Genomic DNA, 15,304 nt, shown 5'->3' with positions numbered 1-15,304 from the left:
GATCAGGGCAGTCCTGCGAGCAGTTGCCCGCGGACGGTCTGCAGGTGATGACGCATCGCCTCGCGGCTTCTGGTGGCGTCACGGTCGAAGATCGCCTCGGCGATCTCGCGGTGCTCACGCTGGCACACGGCGTAGTTCTGCGGGGTGTACGGGCGGGTGTCCAGCGCGCTGCCGGCCAATCGTCGCCTGCCGGACTCGACCATGTCGTTGAGTGCGGCCACCACGGAGTTGTGCGTGGCCAAGGCCAGCGCGCGGTGAAAAGCGATGTCCCACTCCGCGAATTCATCGGGTGTGCGTGCGGCCTCGCCTTGTTCCAGGCACCTTCGGATCTCGGCGAAGTCCTCGGCGGTGGCGGCCACCGCCACCAGCGTCATCAGGTTGGGTTCCCACGCGGCGCGGGCGTCGATCAAATCCAGTGGGCTGATCCTCACCGGCGTCGCCACAGCTGCGGGGGAGCCGGCGCCGTCGCGGGTCAGGAAGGTGCCGCGTCCGACTTCGCGGGTGACCCGCCCTCGGGTCTCCAGCACGTCGAGTTGCCGGCGCACGTCGTGGCGACTGCACCCGAGCAGGCCCGCCAGCGCACGCTCGGTCGGCACGCGGCCGCCGGGCTTGAGCGCACCGGCCAGGATCTGACCGTCCAGGTATTGCGCGACCGAGGTGGCTTCCGGTCCGGGGGCGGTCATTGCCCGGTCACCACCGACCGCACGAAGCGAAGGTGATCGGTCATCGCGGTGGCCGCCCGGCGCCGGTCCCGCTGTATCAGCGCCTCGACGATCTCCTGATGTTCGCGTTCGATGGTGGCTCGGTTCTCGGGGGTGTAGCCGTCACGCTTGAGCCGGCCCCATACCGGGTTGTTGCGTGTCGAGTTCAGCACGTCGACCATCGCCACGATCTGCGGATTATGAGTGGCCACCGCGAACGCGTGGTGCAGGGTGATGTCCCACTGTTCGAAGGATTCGTAGTCGGTGGCCGCTTCTCCCCGGGCAAGGCAGCGACGCAGTTCGGCGAAATCTTCCTCGGTGGCGGCCAACGCCGCCACCGACACCACCTCGGGCTCGAACAGCAATGACGCAGTCATGATCGCCGCCGGCGCAAACGACCCGCCGGCACCCGAAGTGCCGGACGGCGCAGCCTCGTCGCCGTCGGCGACGAGGAACGTTCCGCGGCCGACCTCGCGTACCACCCGGCCCTCCCGTTCGAGCTGGGCCATCACGCGGCGCACCTGAGCTCGGGTGCAACCGAGTTGGTCCGCGAGGTGGCGCTCGGCCGGCAACCGGCCGTTGCGGGGGAGATGTGCGGCAGCGACCCACTCGTCGATGAGCCGTCGGATGTCACGATCGACCACCGGCATGGCTCCGCCGCTCATCAGTCCCCCTTTCGTGTGCCGAGTGCGTTCACTGTAACCAATGCGACCGTATTGGGCGGCACTAGTGAGTAAGCCAACATAACTCGACCAATGTATGAGAATTGGTTCGAGTAACGCATGCGTAAACTCTGAACGCACAGACCCATTCCGGAATTGACTTAAGGCGGGTGCCGAGGTGTTCACCATGTCCGACCGCTTGGCGCTGTGCGCGCTGGTCGGCGCGGTGCCTCCCACGATGGTCGACGACGCGGTGCTGGCCGCAGGCGTGGCGGCCGAGCGGGTGCGGACCCTGCCGCCCTGGGTGACGACCTACCACGTGCTCGGCTCGGCGATGAGTCCGCGCGCGACCTACGACGACGTCACCGACCTGGTGTGGACGACGCTGCCGGCGGCCACCGGACGCGGCCTCTCGCGGCAGCGCCCGACCCGCGGCGCGATCACCAGGGCCCGGTCGCGCTTGGGTGCCGATCCGCTCGCGGCGCTGCTGTCCCGGATGGCGCCAGCGGCTCCCGAAGTGGAGCCGATTTCGACTGTCTACCTGCATAGATTCCAGGCCGTGGGGGTACCGGGCCTGTGGTGGATCACGTGTCCTGACACTGGCGCGTTGCGAGGCTGCGACGCGCGGGACGACAGTCTGGACACCGCAGTGAGGTTGTTGCGCAGCGCCGGCGTGTCCCACGTGACCGTCGATCTGCCCGTCGGGGTGGGCGCGAGTCTGCAGCAGCAGCTCGGCGCTGACGTCCGGATCGAGACGGGACGCTCAACCGCGGCCCACGGGGCGTGGTGGCTGGGGTTGCGAGCCCGGACCAGCGCGGGTTGGCGCCAGGAGGCGCTGGCGCGCGCCTGCGTGATCGCAGCGTGGGAGCGGGCGTCGAGGATCGCGCAGTCGATGTCCTGATCCGGTTACTAAGTCAACGAAACCCCGCGCTGGCGGTCGAGCAATTTGCGTGATTGTGTTCCCGGCACAGCGCAACTCTTCTAGCCTCATTGGGCGAGGAATGGTTGCAGATTGGTTGCCGACTCACGTGGGAGTGACATGAAGAAATCGACGAAGGTCTGGTCCAGCGCAGCGGCCGCGGCCGCCCTGCTCGCAGTGCCCGCATGTTCGGGCGGTGGTGAGGCCGGAACTGGTGACCCACTTGTGGTCGGCATGCTGATGGCGTTCAGCGGTCCCACCGCGGTGGAGGGTGCCGAGGTGGTCAACGGATGCCTGCCTGCGGCTGCCGAGATCAACGAGGCCGGCGGGGTGCTCGGCCGTGACATCGAGTGCGAAGCGTTCGACACCAAGGGCACGGCCAGCGATTCGGTGCCCGCCGCGCGCCAGATGTTGAGCACCACCTCCAACCTGTTCACCGTGCTCGGCCCCAGCACCGCCGAGGCCGCCGCGGCCGCCCCGGTGCTGGAGGAGGCCGGCCAGGTGATGTTCTCCCCGGCCGGCGACGGCCGCTTCGACCGGACCGAGCTCGACTACTACTACCGCCTGATCACCTCGGATTCGGTGGGCGCCCAGGCGATGGCGTTGCACTCGCAGCGGCAGAACTTCGACAAGGTCGCGTTGGTGTTCGTCAGCGGCGCCTCGGCGCAGGCGAACATCCCGCCGCTGGAAGAGGCGCTGGGGGGACTGGGCGTCGGTGTCACCGAGGCCATGACGATCCAGCCCGAGCAGCCCTCCTACCGCACCGAGGTGGCGCGGATCCTGCAGAACCGGCCGGCTGCCATCGTGTTCGAGGCGGACGCGGTCACCGCGGGCACCTTCCTGACCGAACTCAACCAGGCCGGCGGCGGCGACATCCCGATCGTCACGAACACCCTTGCCACCACCGGCGACTGGCAGGAAGCGGCGTTGGGCGCCTACGGCGGGGACGAGGCGCTGGCGAGATCGCTGCAGGTGGTCGTCCGGTATGCCCAGGAAGGGGGTGCGGGCACCGAGACCTTCGTCGAGACCCTGCAGTCGCTGGAGGGCACGGACGGTATCGACATCCCGTCGTTCAAGGACAGCGCGTACGCCCGTGCGGCCTACGACGGTGTGGTGCTCTCGGGTCTGGCCGCCACCAAGACCGACTCGGTGGAGCCCGAGGACTACAACTCGGCCATCCCCGAGATCCTCGCCGCCGGTAACGGCAAGACGGTGGTGACCAACTACGCCGACGGCGTCGAGGCGCTCGGCAAAGGGGAAAACATCCAGTACGTCGGCGCCAACGGTGAATACCGGCTCAACGAGTTCCACAACGTGATCGGTGCCTTCGCGTTCTACGACTGGGATCCGGCCACCAGGCAACTGCGGCTGGTGAGCCAGCTTCCCGCCGAAGAGCTCGAAGCCCTCGCGAGCGGACAGCGCTGATCTCGTGAATCTGCTTGTCTCTGCGACGGTGTTCGGGATGGTGATCGCCGCGGTGCTCGCCCTGGCCGCGGTCGGTTTCACCTTGCAGTACAGCGTCTCGAACGTCTTCAACCTCGCGTTCAGCGAGACGATGGTGGTCTCGGGGTTCGCCGCGCTGGGGGCCGGCCGGGCCGGACTCCCGATGGCTGCCGCGGCGTTGATCGGTGTCGCAGCGGGCGTGGTGATCTCGTTGCTGCTGAATCGCTTTGTGTACCAACCGTTCGCGCGGCGTGGTGTGTCGGTGTTCCAGATGCTGGTGATCAGCCTGGCGGTCAGCCTGGTGCTGGCCAACACCCTGCTGGCCATGGTGGGTCCGATGTCGTTCCGGTACGAGGTCACCCCGACGGTGGTGTTCACCATCGCCAGCGCCGCGGTCACCGACCTCCAGTTGATCGTGATCGCCCTCGCGCTGATCGCCATGGTCACCATGCATCTGCTGCTCAAGCGGTCCCGGCTGGGCCTGGCCATGCGCGCCGCGTCGGTCGACGGGGGACTGGCGCAGTCGTGCGGCATCCCCACCCAGCGTGTGGTGGCCACCGCCTGGGCGATCTCCGGCGCGTTGTGCGGTCTGGCCGGGGTGGCGTTGTTCGTCATCAGCTCGTCGTTCTCGGCCACCTCGGGACGCACGTTCATCGTGTTGGTGATCGCCGCCGCGGTGCTGGGCGGAATCGGTGACGCCTACGGCGCCATGTTCGGTGCGCTCGTCCTCGGCCTGGCAACGGAACTCACCGCGGTGTGGCTGGATCCGAGCTTCAAGATCGCCATCGCGCTGGTGGTCCTGATCGGCGTGCTGATGGCACGACCGCAGGGCATCCGTGCGGAGTTCTCGGCGGGAAGGGCTTTGCAGGTATGACGTCCCAGCAAGGAGTGGACGTGCGAGGCAAGAGCACGGGAACGGATCGCGCATGAGCACAGATCTGTCCTTTTACCTCGTCACGCTCGTGGTCTATGCCGCGGTGGCCGTGATCGGCTGCTGGGGACTGGAATTGCAGTACTCCGACACCGGCCTGCTCAATCTGAGCTACATCGTGTCGGTGGCGGTGGGTGGCTACACCGTGGCGCTGCTGTCGCTGGGCCCACCGGAGGCCGGAGGCGGCACCGTGGTCCAGGAGTACTTCTGGGGTGCGTCGCTGCCCTTCCCGTTGCCGTTCGTCGGCGCGGTGCTGGCCGGCATGCTGATCTCCCTACCGATCGGGCTGGTCGCGCTGCGGCGCCTGCGGTCCGACTACCAGGCGGTGGCGATGCTGTCGGTGGCGCTGATCGCCGCGGCGCTGGTGGTGGCGATGCCGGGACTGCTCGGCGGCGGGCACGGCCTGTATCTGATCCCGGCTCCGCTCAAATCGGAGCTGGGGCTGCGGTCGGACGAATATTCCTGGCTATACGCCGGATTCGCGATCGCGATGACGGTGCTGGCGGCGTGGGTGGTGCTGCGGATCTCGCGGGCGCCGCTGTGGCGCGTGCTGCGCGCGGTGCGGGAGAACCCGGAGGCCGCCGACGCGCTCGGCATCAACGTCACCCCGGTCCGGCTGGCGGCCTTCGCGGTCGGCAACGGCCTCGGAGCGCTCAGTGGCGCGCTGCTGGCCGCGTTCATCGGAACCTACGCGCCGGCGGACTGGTCGTATCAGGAGACGTTGATCCTGATGGGCGCGGTGATCGTCGGCGGCGCCGGAAACCGATTCGGCGTGCTGCTCGGCGCGCTGCTGTTGCCGGTGGGGCTGACCGAGGCGACGCGCTACCTGCCGCAGTTCGGTGCGCCGGGAACGGTGGACGCGTTGCAGTACGTGGTGGTCGGATTGGTGATCATCGCGTTCCTGTGGTGGCGGCCGCAGGGCGTGTTCCCCGAGCGCAAGCGCACTTTCGGCGTCGACGGCGCCCCGATGCCGTTCTGGTCCAGGACCGAACCCAGACAAGGGGTGGTGTGATGAGTGACGATCGCATCCTGACCATCGACGGGCTCACCGTGGCCTACGGCGCGAACCGGGTACTGGAGAACGTCGCGCTGAGCGTGCCGCGGGCCAGGATCACCGCCGTGGTCGGCCCCAACGGCGCAGGCAAGTCCACGCTGTTGCACGCGCTGGCCGGTACCGCACCCGTGCAGGCGGGACGGGTGCTCCACCGCGGTCAGGACATCGCAAAGATGCCGCCGTACAAGCGGTCTCGGCGGGGCATCATGCGGACCTTCCAGATGCCCGCCGACTTCGGCCGGCTGACGGTGCTGGAGAACCTGCTGCTGGCCGACCGCGCCGTCGGCGGCACCGGGTTCCTGCAGGTCTTCACCCGTCCCCGGCGCCGCTGGCTGCCCGGCCAGCGCGACGCGGTGGCCAGAGCACGGGCGCTGCTCGCCGAATTCGGCCTCGAGGCCAAGGAGAACGACTACATGGGCGATCTCTCCGGAGGTCAGCGCCGCATCCTGGAACTGCTGCGTGCGGTCACCACCGAACCCGAGATGCTGCTGCTCGACGAGCCGTTCGCCGGTGTGCACGCGAGCATCATCGAGCGCATCTCCGATTTCCTGATGGCGCTGCGGGACCGCGGTATCAGCATCCTGATGGTCGCCCACGAGCTCGACGCGGTGGAACGCCTGACCGATTCGGTCGTGGTGATGGCGCGCGGGCAGGTGCTGTTCGAAGGATCCATGGCGGCGGCCCGCCGCGAACAGGAAGTGGTGGACGCATATGTCGCCGGATGACACCCGCACCGCGACGGGCGCGAAGGTGCTCGGCGTACAGGATCTCACGGTCGGTTACAACGGCGTACCGATCGTGCACAACGTCAGCCTGGAGCTGGTCGCCGGAAAGACCGCGTGTGTGGTCGGACCCAACGGCTGCGGAAAGAGCACTCTGCTCAAGGGATTGGCCGGGCTGGTCAAACCGATGGGCGGAACGGTCGAGCTGGCCGATCACGGTGACATCACCGCGATGTCCACCGCAGAGCGGGCCGCCGGCGGCATGGGATACGTCCCGCAGATCGACGACGTCTTCAAACCTCTGACTGTGGAGGAGAACATCGTCATCGGCGGCTACACGTTGTCCAGAACCAGGGTTGCGGCCAACAGGGAGCGGGTGCTCGAGCTGTTCCCTCGGCTGAAGTCGATGCTCAAGAGGCACGCCGGTGTGCTCTCGGGCGGGGAGCGCAAGATGCTCGCCATGGCGCGGGTGCTGATGCTCGAGCCGAAGGTGCTTCTTCTCGACGAGCCCACGGCGGGCCTGACCGAGGAGATGGCCTCCCGTCTGCTCGACGAGCAGCTCGCCGAACTCAAGGCCAGTGGAATCGCGGTGCTGCTGGTCGAGCAGCGCGCCAATCTTGCGATGGCATCGGCGGATTGGGCTTACGTGCTGGCTACCGGACGGGTGCGCCGGTCCGGGTCGGCGGCCGAACTGCGCGCCGATCCCAGTTTCTCGCACATTTTCCTCGGCGGCACCGAAGAGGCCCTGCTGGCCGGCGCCGCCGAAACCACGGATACCGAAGGAGAGGTTCGTTGCAGTTAGTTCAATACGTCCATCAGGGCAGCACCCGGTGCGGCTTCATCGATGGCGACGGCTTCATCGATGGCGGCGACGCCACGATCGTCGGCCTGGACTGGTCACTGCGCGACGCACTGGTGCTGCTGGCGGCGGGGCAGGGTGAGCGCGTCACCGAGGCCCGCACCGGGCGGGTGAAGCGCAGCGAGGTGGTCCTGCTGCCTCCGGTCACGCCGTCGAGTCGCATCTTCTGCATCGGCATCAACTACCTGGACCATCAACAGGAGTCCAAGGACGTCTTTCTGGCCACCGTGCCGAAGGCGCCGGTGGTCTTCATAAAGGATCTCTCCACGATCGCCGGTCCCTTCGACCGGCTCGACCTGCCGAGTGCGCTGTCGGTCGAGTTCGACTGGGAGGCCGAGCTCGGAGTCGTCATCGGTGCCCCCGCACGCAATGTGTCCGAAGAGGACTCCTGGGATGTGGTGGCCGGCTACACGGTCGTCAACGACGTGTCGGTGCGCGACCGTCAGGTCCGGCACGTGCAATGGACGCTCGGCAAGAACGCGCCCGCCTCCACCCCGATCGGGCCGGGCATCGTCGACCGCGACACCGTCGGTATCAAGCCGGACATCGAGGTGACCTGCCGGGTCAACGGGGTGGTCAAACAGAACGCGTTCACCCGGGACCTGATCTTCGACATTCCCCGGTTGATCGCCGAGATCTCCCAGGTGACACCGCTGTTGCCGGGCGACGTCATCGTCAGCGGCACTGCCGCCGGCGTGGGTTTCAAACGCAACCCGCCGGAGTTCCTGCGTGACGGCGACGTCGTCGAGGTCGAGATCGCCGGTGTGGGAAAGATTTCCAACAAGGTTCGGACGGAGTTCTGACATGCCGGTAGTCGGAGGGATCTCCGCATCCCACGCGCCGGGAATCCTCGGTTGGCCCGGCGACGTCACCGCCGATGAGCACACGGCGGTGTTCGCCGCCTATGACGAGCTCAGGCGCAGCGTCGCCGATGCCCGCCCCGACGTGATCATCGCCTTCCTGGACGACCACTTCGAAAACCACTTCCGCAACCTGATGCCGTCGATCAGCGTCGGTGTGGCCGAACACCACACCGGTCCCGGCGAGCACCTCCTCGAGCTGCTGAAGTTCGATCAGGTGCAGATATTCGAAGGTGAGAAGGAACTCGCCGAACGTATCCTGCGCACACTGGTGGCCTCCGGCATCGACGCGGCCCGGATGGGCACCGCGGAGTTCGGCAACAACCTGATGGTCCCGATGCGGTTGCTGCGTCCTGAAGCGGACATCCCGGTGATCCCGGTGTACATCAACGTGTTCACCCCTCCGCTGATCACGATGAAGCGCGCCTTCGAGGTCGGCGCGGCGGTGCACGCCGCCGTTGAGGGCAGCGACAAGCGGATCATGTTCTGGGGCACCGGCGGGCTGTCGCACTGGCCGCCGATCTGGGAGCCGAGCCGCGAGTCGGACGAGTTCCTGGCCAGGATGAAGACGTTTCAGAACGAGGGACGCGGCTACCTCGAGCGCGACCCGAACCTGTGGACCGACATCGGCCCGTACGAGATCAAGATGGCCCAGGAGATGGGCGATGCCTGCGTAAACCCCGAATGGGACCGACAGTTCCTGAACCTGTTGTCCGCCGGTGACATGCAGACGCTGTTCGCCTGGAGTTACGACGACATCGAGAAGGGCGGCGGCCACGGCGGCCACGAGATCCTGAACTGGATGGCCGTCGCCGGAGCCATGGGCGGCGGGCCGTGCGAGGTGCTCACCTATCAACCGACCCCGGCCTGGATCTGCGGTACCGGTGCGGTCCGCTACGCCGTCTAGCCCACCGAAGAATCCAGTTACGAAAACCACGAAGAGGAAAAGGAAGTCACGTGATCACCTACCAGGATGCGCCCCTGCCCAAGTTCGGCGACTACTCCACCCTTGCCTCCGGTAACCCGGGCGAGGTCGTGGTGGTGGCCGGGCAGATGGGCGCGAACGCCGACGGTAAGTTCCCCACCTCCGACGGCGCCGAGCAGGTGAAGGCCACCTACGACAACCTCGGGGTCGCGCTGGCCGCAGCGGGACTCGGATTCGACAACGTCATCGGGTTCCGCACCTACGTGGTGGGCCGGGAGATGATCCCGGAGTTCATGGCCGGGCGTAAGGAGAAGTTCGCCGAGATCTACCCGTCCGGCGTGTACCCACCGAACACCCTGCTGATCATCGGTGGCCTGGTGGAGGAGGCGGCCAGGGTCGAGATCGAGGCACTGGCGGTGCGTCCGGCGGCAGCGTCGTGACGGTGCAGGAGGTGACGCCCGAGGCCGCGGTGCAGCCGCGGCGCTATCCGTTCCACCACGGTCGGGACACCGTGATCGCCTATCCGGTCACCGGGGCCGGCGTCACCACGCGCGTCGTCGAATCCGGTTCCGGCGACAACATCCTGGTGTGCCTGCACGGCGCCGGCTCCCGGGCGGACCGGTTCGTCCCGGTGATGCCCGGCCTGGTGGCGGCGGGTTACCGGGTGCTGGCGATCGATTTCCCGGGCCACGGGTTCGCCGAGAAGCGGGACGACATCGATTACAGCGCAGCAGGTTTCGCTGACGTGATCGCCGGGGTGCTCGACTCGCTGGACTTGTCGAAGGTCACCGTCGTCGGCACCTCGCTGGGCGGTCACGTCGCCGCACACCTGGCCGTGCACCGCACGGATCTGGTGAAAGCCCTGGTGCTGATCGGCGCAGTCGGCGTCGGCGACTTCCCACAGGAGTTCCACACCCCGCCGGAGGTGCTTTCCGACGGCAGCGTCGACGGCGTCCGCCGCAAGCTGACCTTCCTGGTGTCGGACCCGGAGATGGTCACCGACGCCTGGGTACGGGAGGAGTCGATGATCAACTCCTCGACCGGTGCCAAGGCGGCCCTGCTGAAGGTCTCCGAATGGCTGGACACCGAGTGCAACGACGCCCGGGTGGACACCGAGCTCGCCTCACTGCTGCCCGGCCTGCCCGTGCTGCTGGTGTGGGGCGCCGACGACAAGTGGACCCCGCCGTCGATGGGCATGGAGGCCCAGAAGAACCTGCCCGGAGCCCCTCTTGAGCTGATGCCCGGCTGCGGCCACGCGCCGTACTTCGAAGATCCCGACGCCTTCGTCGAGATCCTGATCAGGCACCGCGTCGGACTGGACTGAAAGACAAGGAGACTCACCGTGGCCGACAACTGGCTACTGATCGAGAACGGCACCGTCGTCGACGGCGACGCCAACCCACCGATACCGAATTGCGCTGTGCTGGTGCGCAATGCGCGGATCGTCAAGATCGGTTCGGTGGACCGTGAGGTCGACATCCCGCGGGGTGCACGGCTGGAGGTGATCGACGCCCGCGGCAAGACCGTGATGCCGGGGCTGATCGACATCCACTGCCATATGACCTACGGCCTGGCACGCACCGAGGAAGAGATCTCGATGTACACGCCGCCGGAGCTGCGCACGCTCATCGCCGCGGCGAACGTCGAGAAGGTGCTGGCGGCCGGCGTCACCAGCATCTCGCAGCCGGGTGGCTCGTATTACATCGGCGTCGGGCTGCGGGAAGGGATCAAGCGCGGCATCGTGCACGGCCCCCGGATGACCTCGGCGGGACGGTATCTGACCACGAGCAACGGGTTGACGGACTGGTTCCCGGACGCCACCGGCAACCCGGAGTCCAGCACCGGCAAGCTGACCAACGCCCCGGACGAGATGATCGCCGAGATCCGCCGTCAGAAGAAGGCGGGGGTGGATCTGATCAAGCTCGCCGACAGCCCGTTCGGCGACTACCAGGCGTTCACCGACGACGAACTGAAGCTGTGCGCCGACCTGGCCCATCAGCTCGGCATGCAGATCACCATCCACGCCCGCGGCGACGGAGAGATGAATGCGGCGGTGGAGGCCGGGTTCGACCACATCATGCACGGCAACCACATGTCCGATGCCACGATCGAGAAGCTGGCCAAGAGCCGGATCCCGCTGGCGCCCACCCAGCTGCTGATGCACCACATCGTGGAGTTCGCCGAAACGCTGCGGGTGCGTCCGTCGATCTCCGAGGCCACCAAACGGATGAACGACGCGACGATGGACAGCCTGCACCGCGCGTACGCGGCCGGGGTGAAGTTCGCGATGGGCACCGACAGCGGCTTCTCGTTGGTGCCGTACGGCCAGTGGCACGCCCGCGAGCTGGAGATGCTGATGCTCTACACCGGCATGAGTTCATTGGAGGCCATCCAGGCCGGCACCAAGCACGGCGCCAACGCGATGGGCCTGCCCGACGACCTCGGCGTGCTCGCCGAAGGCAAGCTGGCCGACATCATCGTCGTCGACGGCGACCCGGTGGCCGACATCCGGGTGCTGTACCAGCCCGGCAGGGTCGAGACCGTCGTCCTCAACGGCGAGATCCAGACGTTCCCCGAGGACATCCGGACCCGGTTCATCCGCAACGACTACCTGCCCCACGAGTACGGGTGGGACCTGCTGTCCTACGAGCGGGCGTTCGAGGGCGCCGAGACCCCCAAGACCCAACTCGACTGGACCTCCGAGCAGCGCCTGGACGTCGTCAACGACGTCCGCAAGTACGAGAAGATCGGCGCCGCGCCCGCCGCGGAATAGGTCGGCCCTTTTTCGCTCTCAGCAGGGAGCGGCTGCCTGATGTCGGGGACAGTCGTAGCGTGGTGGTCGTGACATCACCTAACGATCTGCCCTGCACCCTCGGCGAGCTGCGCGCCTCCGGCCATCAGGAGCGCAGCATCAAGGCTGAGCTGCGGGAGAACCTGCTGGCCCGCCTTGCCGCCGGCGACGACATCTGGTCCGGCCTGTTCGGCTTCGAGGACACGGTGCTGCCGCAGGTCGAACGTGCGCTGATCGCCGGGCACGACTTCGTGCTGCTCGGCGAGCGCGGGCAGGGAAAGACCCGGTTGCTGCGGTCGCTGGTCGGCCTGCTCGACGAGTGGACGCCGGTGATCGCCGGGTCCGAGCTCGGCGAGCACCCGTACAGCCCGATCACCCCGGAGTCGATCCGGCGGGCGGCCGACTCCGGCGACGACCTGCCGGTGATTTGGCGGCACCGCAGCGAGCGCTACACCGAGAAGCTGGCCACCCCCGACACCAGCGTGGCCGACCTGGTCGGTGACATCGATCCGATCAAGGTCGCCGAGGGACGCAGCCTCGGGGACCCGGAGACCATCGCCTACGGCCTGATCCCGCGGGCCCATCGCGGCATCGTCGCCGTCAACGAGCTTCCCGACCTCGCCGAGCGGATCCAGGTCGCGATGCTCAACGTCATGGAGGAACGCGACATCCAGGTCCGCGGCTACACGCTGCGGCTGCCGCTGGACGTGCTGGTCGTCGCCAGCGCCAACCCGGAGGACTACACCAACCGCGGCCGCATCATCACCCCGCTCAAGGACCGGTTCGGCGCGGAGATCCGCACCCACTATCCGCTCCAGCTCGACGCCGAGGTCGGCGTCATCGTCCAGGAGGCCCACCTGGCGGCCGAGGTGCCCGAGTATCTGCTGCAGATCCTGGCCCGCTTCGCCCGCAGCCTGCGCGAGTCCAGCTCGATCGACCAGCGCTCGGGTGTGTCGGCCCGCTTCGCGATCGCGGCCGCCGAGACGGTGGCCGCGTCGGCGCGGCATCGCGCCGCGCTGCTCGGCGAGCAGGAGCCGGTGGCGCGGGTGGTCGATCTGCAGACGGTGATCGACGTGCTGCGCGGCAAACTGGAGTTCGAGTCGGGGGAGGAAGGACGCGAGCAGGCGGTGCTGGAGCACCTGCTGCGGCGCGCGACCGCCGAGACCGCTCAGCGTCTCCTTGGCGGCATCGACGTCGGACCCATGGTCACCGCTGTGGAGAACGGCTCTCCCGTCACCACCGGGGAACGGGTGTCGGCCCGCCAGGTGCTGGACGCGCTTCCCGAGGTGCCCGCGGTGGCCGAGATCCAGCGGCGTCTCGGCGCGACGTCGGAGGGGCAGCGCGCCGCCGCGATCGAGTTGGCGTTGGAGGCGTTGTATCTGGCCAAGCGCATCGACAAGGTGTCCGACGAGGGCGAAACGGTATACGGCTGATGGCGAGAAAACTCTCGCGGTACTCGCGATATACCGGCGGCCCGGATCCGTTGGCGCCGCCTGTGGATCTGCGGGAGGCGCTGGAGGCCATCGGTCAGGACGTGATGGAGGGCACGTCGCCGCGGCGCGCGCTGTCCGAACTGCTGCGCCGCGGCACCCGCAACATGCCCGGTGCCGACAAGCTCGCCGCCGAGGCCAACCGCCGCCGACGAGAACTGTTGCAACGCAACAACCTCGACGGAACTCTGGCCGACATCAAGAAGCTGCTCGACGAGGCGGTCCTCGCCGAGCGCAAGGAGCTGGCCCGCGCCCTCGACGATGACGCGCGCTTCGGGGAGCTGCAGCTCGACTCGCTGTCGCCGTCGCCGGCCAAGGCCGTGCAGGAACTCGGCGAGTACGACTGGCGATCGCCGGAAGCGCGCGAGAAGTACGAGCAGATCAAGGATCTCCTCGGCCGCGAGATGCTCGATCAGCGGTTCGCGGGCATGAAGGAGGCGCTGGAGAACGCCACCGATGAGGATCGGCAGCAAGTCAACGACATGCTCAACGACCTCAACGACCTGCTCGACAAGCACGCCAAGGGGCAGGACTCGCAGCAGGATTTCGACGACTTCATGGCCAAGCACGGCCAGTTCTTCCCGGAGAATCCGCAGAACATCGACGAACTGCTGGACTCGCTGGCCAAACGGGCTGCTGCCGCCCAGCGGTTCCGCAACAGCCTGTCCGAGCAGCAGCGGGCCGAACTGGATGCGTTGGCGCAGCAGGCATTCGGGTCGCCGTCGTTGATGAACGCGCTGAACCGTCTCGACGCCCACCTGCAGGCGGCCAGGCCGGGTGAGGACTGGTCGGGTTCGGAGCGGTTCTCCGGTGACGACCCGCTGGGCATGGGCGAGGGAGCGCAGGCACTGGCCGACATCGCCGAGCTCGAGCAGCTCGCCGAGCAGCTCTCGCAGAGCTATTCCGGGGCCACCATGGACGACGTCGACCTCGACATGCTGGCGCGGCAACTGGGTGACGAAGCCGCGGTCAACGCCCGCACCCTGGCCGAGCTGGAGCGCGCGCTGATGAACCAGGGCTTCCTGGACCGCGGCTCCGACGGGCAGTGGCGGCTCTCGCCCAAGGCGATGCGACAACTCGGTCAGGCGGCGTTACGGGATGTGGCGCAACAACTCTCGGGTCGGCACGGCGAACGCGACACCCGGCGTGCCGGTGCCGCGGGAGAGTTGACCGGCGCCACCCGGCCGTGGCAGTTCGGCGACACCGAACCGTGGAACGTGACCCGCACGGTAACGAATGCAGTGCTGCGCACTGCGGCGACCAACGCCGTTGGGCGCGAGGCCGGTGCCGGCGCGTCCGCGCCCCCGATCCGGATCACCGTCGACGACGTCGAGGTCTCCGAAACCGAGATGCGTACCCAGGCCGCGGTGGCGCTGCTGGTCGACACGTCATTCTCCATGGTGATGGAGAACCGGTGGGTGCCGATGAAGCAGACCGCGCTGGCCCTCAACCATCTGGTGAGCACCCGGTTCAGGTCGGATGCGCTGCAGATCGTCGCATTCGGCCGGTATGCCCGCACGGTGACCGCCGCCGAGCTGACCGGGCTGGAGGGCGTCTACGAGCAGGGCACCAACCTGCACCACGCGCTGGCGCTGGCGATGCGGCACCTGCGCCGGCATCCGAACGCGCAGCCGGTGGTGCTGGTGGTCACCGACGGCGAGCCGACGGCGCACCTGGAGGACTTCGACCGGGATGGACGTTCCGCTGTCTTTTTCGATTACCCTCCGCATCCCCGGACCATCGCGCACACCGTGCGCGGTTTCGACGAGGTGGCCCGGTTGGGCGCGCAGGTGACGATCTTCCGGCTCGGCAGCGACCCGGGGCTGGCACGGTTCATCGATCAGGTGGCCCGCCGGGTGGGCGGCCGGGTGGTGGTGCCCGACCTCGACGGTCTGGGCGCCGCGGTGGTCGGCGACTATCTGGGCACCCGGCGGCGGCGCGGTTGAT

General features: G+C 67.9%; 15 protein-coding genes. 13 read left to right on the top strand and 2 right to left on the bottom strand.

The window, feature by feature from the left end; all coding sequences use genetic code 11:
* Positions 1–2 precede the first annotated feature (2 nt).
* Positions 3–683, bottom strand: a complete 681-nt coding sequence (locus KXD97_RS01635) for a FadR/GntR family transcriptional regulator (protein ID WP_260755152.1) — start codon at positions 681–683, stop codon at positions 3–5.
* Positions 680–1,366, bottom strand: coding sequence for a FadR/GntR family transcriptional regulator (locus KXD97_RS01630; RefSeq protein ID WP_260755151.1), 687 nt, complete (start codon positions 1,364–1,366; stop codon positions 680–682). Before KXD97_RS01630 ends, KXD97_RS01635 begins: the two co-directional genes overlap by 4 nt.
* 184 nt (positions 1,367–1,550) lie before the next feature.
* Between KXD97_RS01630 and KXD97_RS01625 the strand changes: the two genes are divergently transcribed.
* From KXD97_RS01625 to KXD97_RS01565, 13 genes are all read left to right on the top strand, one after another.
* Positions 1,551–2,264, top strand: coding sequence for a transposase domain-containing protein (locus KXD97_RS01625; protein ID WP_260755150.1), 714 nt, complete (start codon positions 1,551–1,553; stop codon positions 2,262–2,264).
* Between the two features lie 138 nt (positions 2,265–2,402).
* Positions 2,403–3,707, top strand: coding sequence for an ABC transporter substrate-binding protein (locus tag KXD97_RS01620; RefSeq protein WP_260755149.1), 1,305 nt, complete (start codon positions 2,403–2,405; stop codon positions 3,705–3,707).
* 4 nt (positions 3,708–3,711) lie between these two features.
* Complete coding sequence (locus tag KXD97_RS01615; RefSeq protein ID WP_260755148.1) at positions 3,712–4,599, top strand: branched-chain amino acid ABC transporter permease; 888 nt, start codon at positions 3,712–3,714, stop codon at positions 4,597–4,599.
* 52 nt (positions 4,600–4,651) lie between these two features.
* Positions 4,652–5,668 (top strand): branched-chain amino acid ABC transporter permease, encoded by a 1,017-nt coding sequence (locus tag KXD97_RS01610; protein WP_260755147.1) that lies wholly within the window; start codon positions 4,652–4,654, stop codon positions 5,666–5,668.
* Positions 5,668–6,435: an ABC transporter ATP-binding protein gene (locus tag KXD97_RS01605; RefSeq protein ID WP_260755146.1), complete on the top strand. Its 768-nt coding sequence runs from the start codon at positions 5,668–5,670 to the stop codon at positions 6,433–6,435. The genes KXD97_RS01610 and KXD97_RS01605 overlap by 1 nt, the downstream gene beginning before the upstream one ends.
* Positions 6,422–7,234 (top strand): ABC transporter ATP-binding protein, encoded by an 813-nt coding sequence (locus tag KXD97_RS01600; RefSeq protein ID WP_260755145.1) that lies wholly within the window; start codon positions 6,422–6,424, stop codon positions 7,232–7,234. Before KXD97_RS01605 ends, KXD97_RS01600 begins: the two co-directional genes overlap by 14 nt.
* Positions 7,225–8,094, top strand: a complete 870-nt coding sequence (locus KXD97_RS01595; protein ID WP_260755144.1) for a fumarylacetoacetate hydrolase family protein — start codon at positions 7,225–7,227, stop codon at positions 8,092–8,094. Before KXD97_RS01600 ends, KXD97_RS01595 begins: the two co-directional genes overlap by 10 nt.
* Before the next feature lies 1 nt (position 8,095).
* Positions 8,096–9,058, top strand: coding sequence for an extradiol dioxygenase (locus KXD97_RS01590; RefSeq protein ID WP_260755143.1), 963 nt, complete (start codon positions 8,096–8,098; stop codon positions 9,056–9,058).
* A 50-nt stretch (positions 9,059–9,108) separates the two neighbouring features.
* On the top strand, positions 9,109–9,516 hold the full coding sequence (locus KXD97_RS01585) for a RidA family protein (RefSeq protein WP_260755142.1): 408 nt from the start codon (positions 9,109–9,111) through the stop codon (positions 9,514–9,516).
* A 2-nt stretch (positions 9,517–9,518) separates the two neighbouring features.
* Entirely contained in the window at positions 9,519–10,400 is an 882-nt protein-coding gene (locus KXD97_RS01580; protein ID WP_260755141.1) for an alpha/beta fold hydrolase, read from the top strand.
* 18 nt (positions 10,401–10,418) lie between these two features.
* Positions 10,419–11,849, top strand: coding sequence for an amidohydrolase family protein (locus KXD97_RS01575; protein ID WP_260755140.1), 1,431 nt, complete (start codon positions 10,419–10,421; stop codon positions 11,847–11,849).
* Positions 11,850–11,917: 68 nt separating this feature from the next.
* Positions 11,918–13,300, top strand: a complete 1,383-nt coding sequence (locus tag KXD97_RS01570) for a sigma 54-interacting transcriptional regulator (RefSeq protein ID WP_260755139.1) — start codon at positions 11,918–11,920, stop codon at positions 13,298–13,300.
* Positions 13,300–15,303: a VWA domain-containing protein gene (locus KXD97_RS01565; RefSeq protein ID WP_260755138.1), complete on the top strand. Its 2,004-nt coding sequence runs from the start codon at positions 13,300–13,302 to the stop codon at positions 15,301–15,303. Before KXD97_RS01570 ends, KXD97_RS01565 begins: the two co-directional genes overlap by 1 nt.
* The last annotated feature ends 1 nt before the right edge of the window (position 15,304 follow it).

Origin of the sequence: Mycobacterium sp. SMC-8 (assembly GCF_025263565.1) — a bacterium.
Taxonomy (GTDB): Bacteria; Actinomycetota; Actinomycetes; order Mycobacteriales; family Mycobacteriaceae; genus Mycobacterium.
The sequence above is the reverse complement of the archived record's forward strand: the minus strand, read 5'-3'. Positions and strand labels throughout refer to the sequence as shown.

Excerpts from the sequence above, each read along its gene's own strand:
- KXD97_RS01620 (WP_260755149.1), top strand. The coding sequence starts at position 2,403 with ATGAAGAAATCGACGAAGGTCTGGTCCAGCGCAGCGGCCGCGGCCGCC.
- KXD97_RS01605 (WP_260755146.1), top strand. The coding sequence starts at position 5,668 with ATGAGTGACGATCGCATCCTGACCATCGACGGGCTCACCGTGGCCTAC.
- KXD97_RS01635 (WP_260755152.1), bottom strand. The coding sequence starts at position 683 with ATGACCGCCCCCGGACCGGAAGCCACCTCGGTCGCGCAATACCTGGAC.
- KXD97_RS01590 (WP_260755143.1), top strand. The coding sequence starts at position 8,096 with ATGCCGGTAGTCGGAGGGATCTCCGCATCCCACGCGCCGGGAATCCTC.
- KXD97_RS01565 (WP_260755138.1), top strand. The coding sequence starts at position 13,300 with ATGGCGAGAAAACTCTCGCGGTACTCGCGATATACCGGCGGCCCGGAT.
- KXD97_RS01625 (WP_260755150.1), top strand. The coding sequence starts at position 1,551 with ATGTCCGACCGCTTGGCGCTGTGCGCGCTGGTCGGCGCGGTGCCTCCC.
- KXD97_RS01600 (WP_260755145.1), top strand. The coding sequence starts at position 6,422 with ATGTCGCCGGATGACACCCGCACCGCGACGGGCGCGAAGGTGCTCGGC.
- KXD97_RS01630 (WP_260755151.1), bottom strand. The coding sequence starts at position 1,366 with ATGAGCGGCGGAGCCATGCCGGTGGTCGATCGTGACATCCGACGGCTC.
- KXD97_RS01610 (WP_260755147.1), top strand. The coding sequence starts at position 4,652 with ATGAGCACAGATCTGTCCTTTTACCTCGTCACGCTCGTGGTCTATGCC.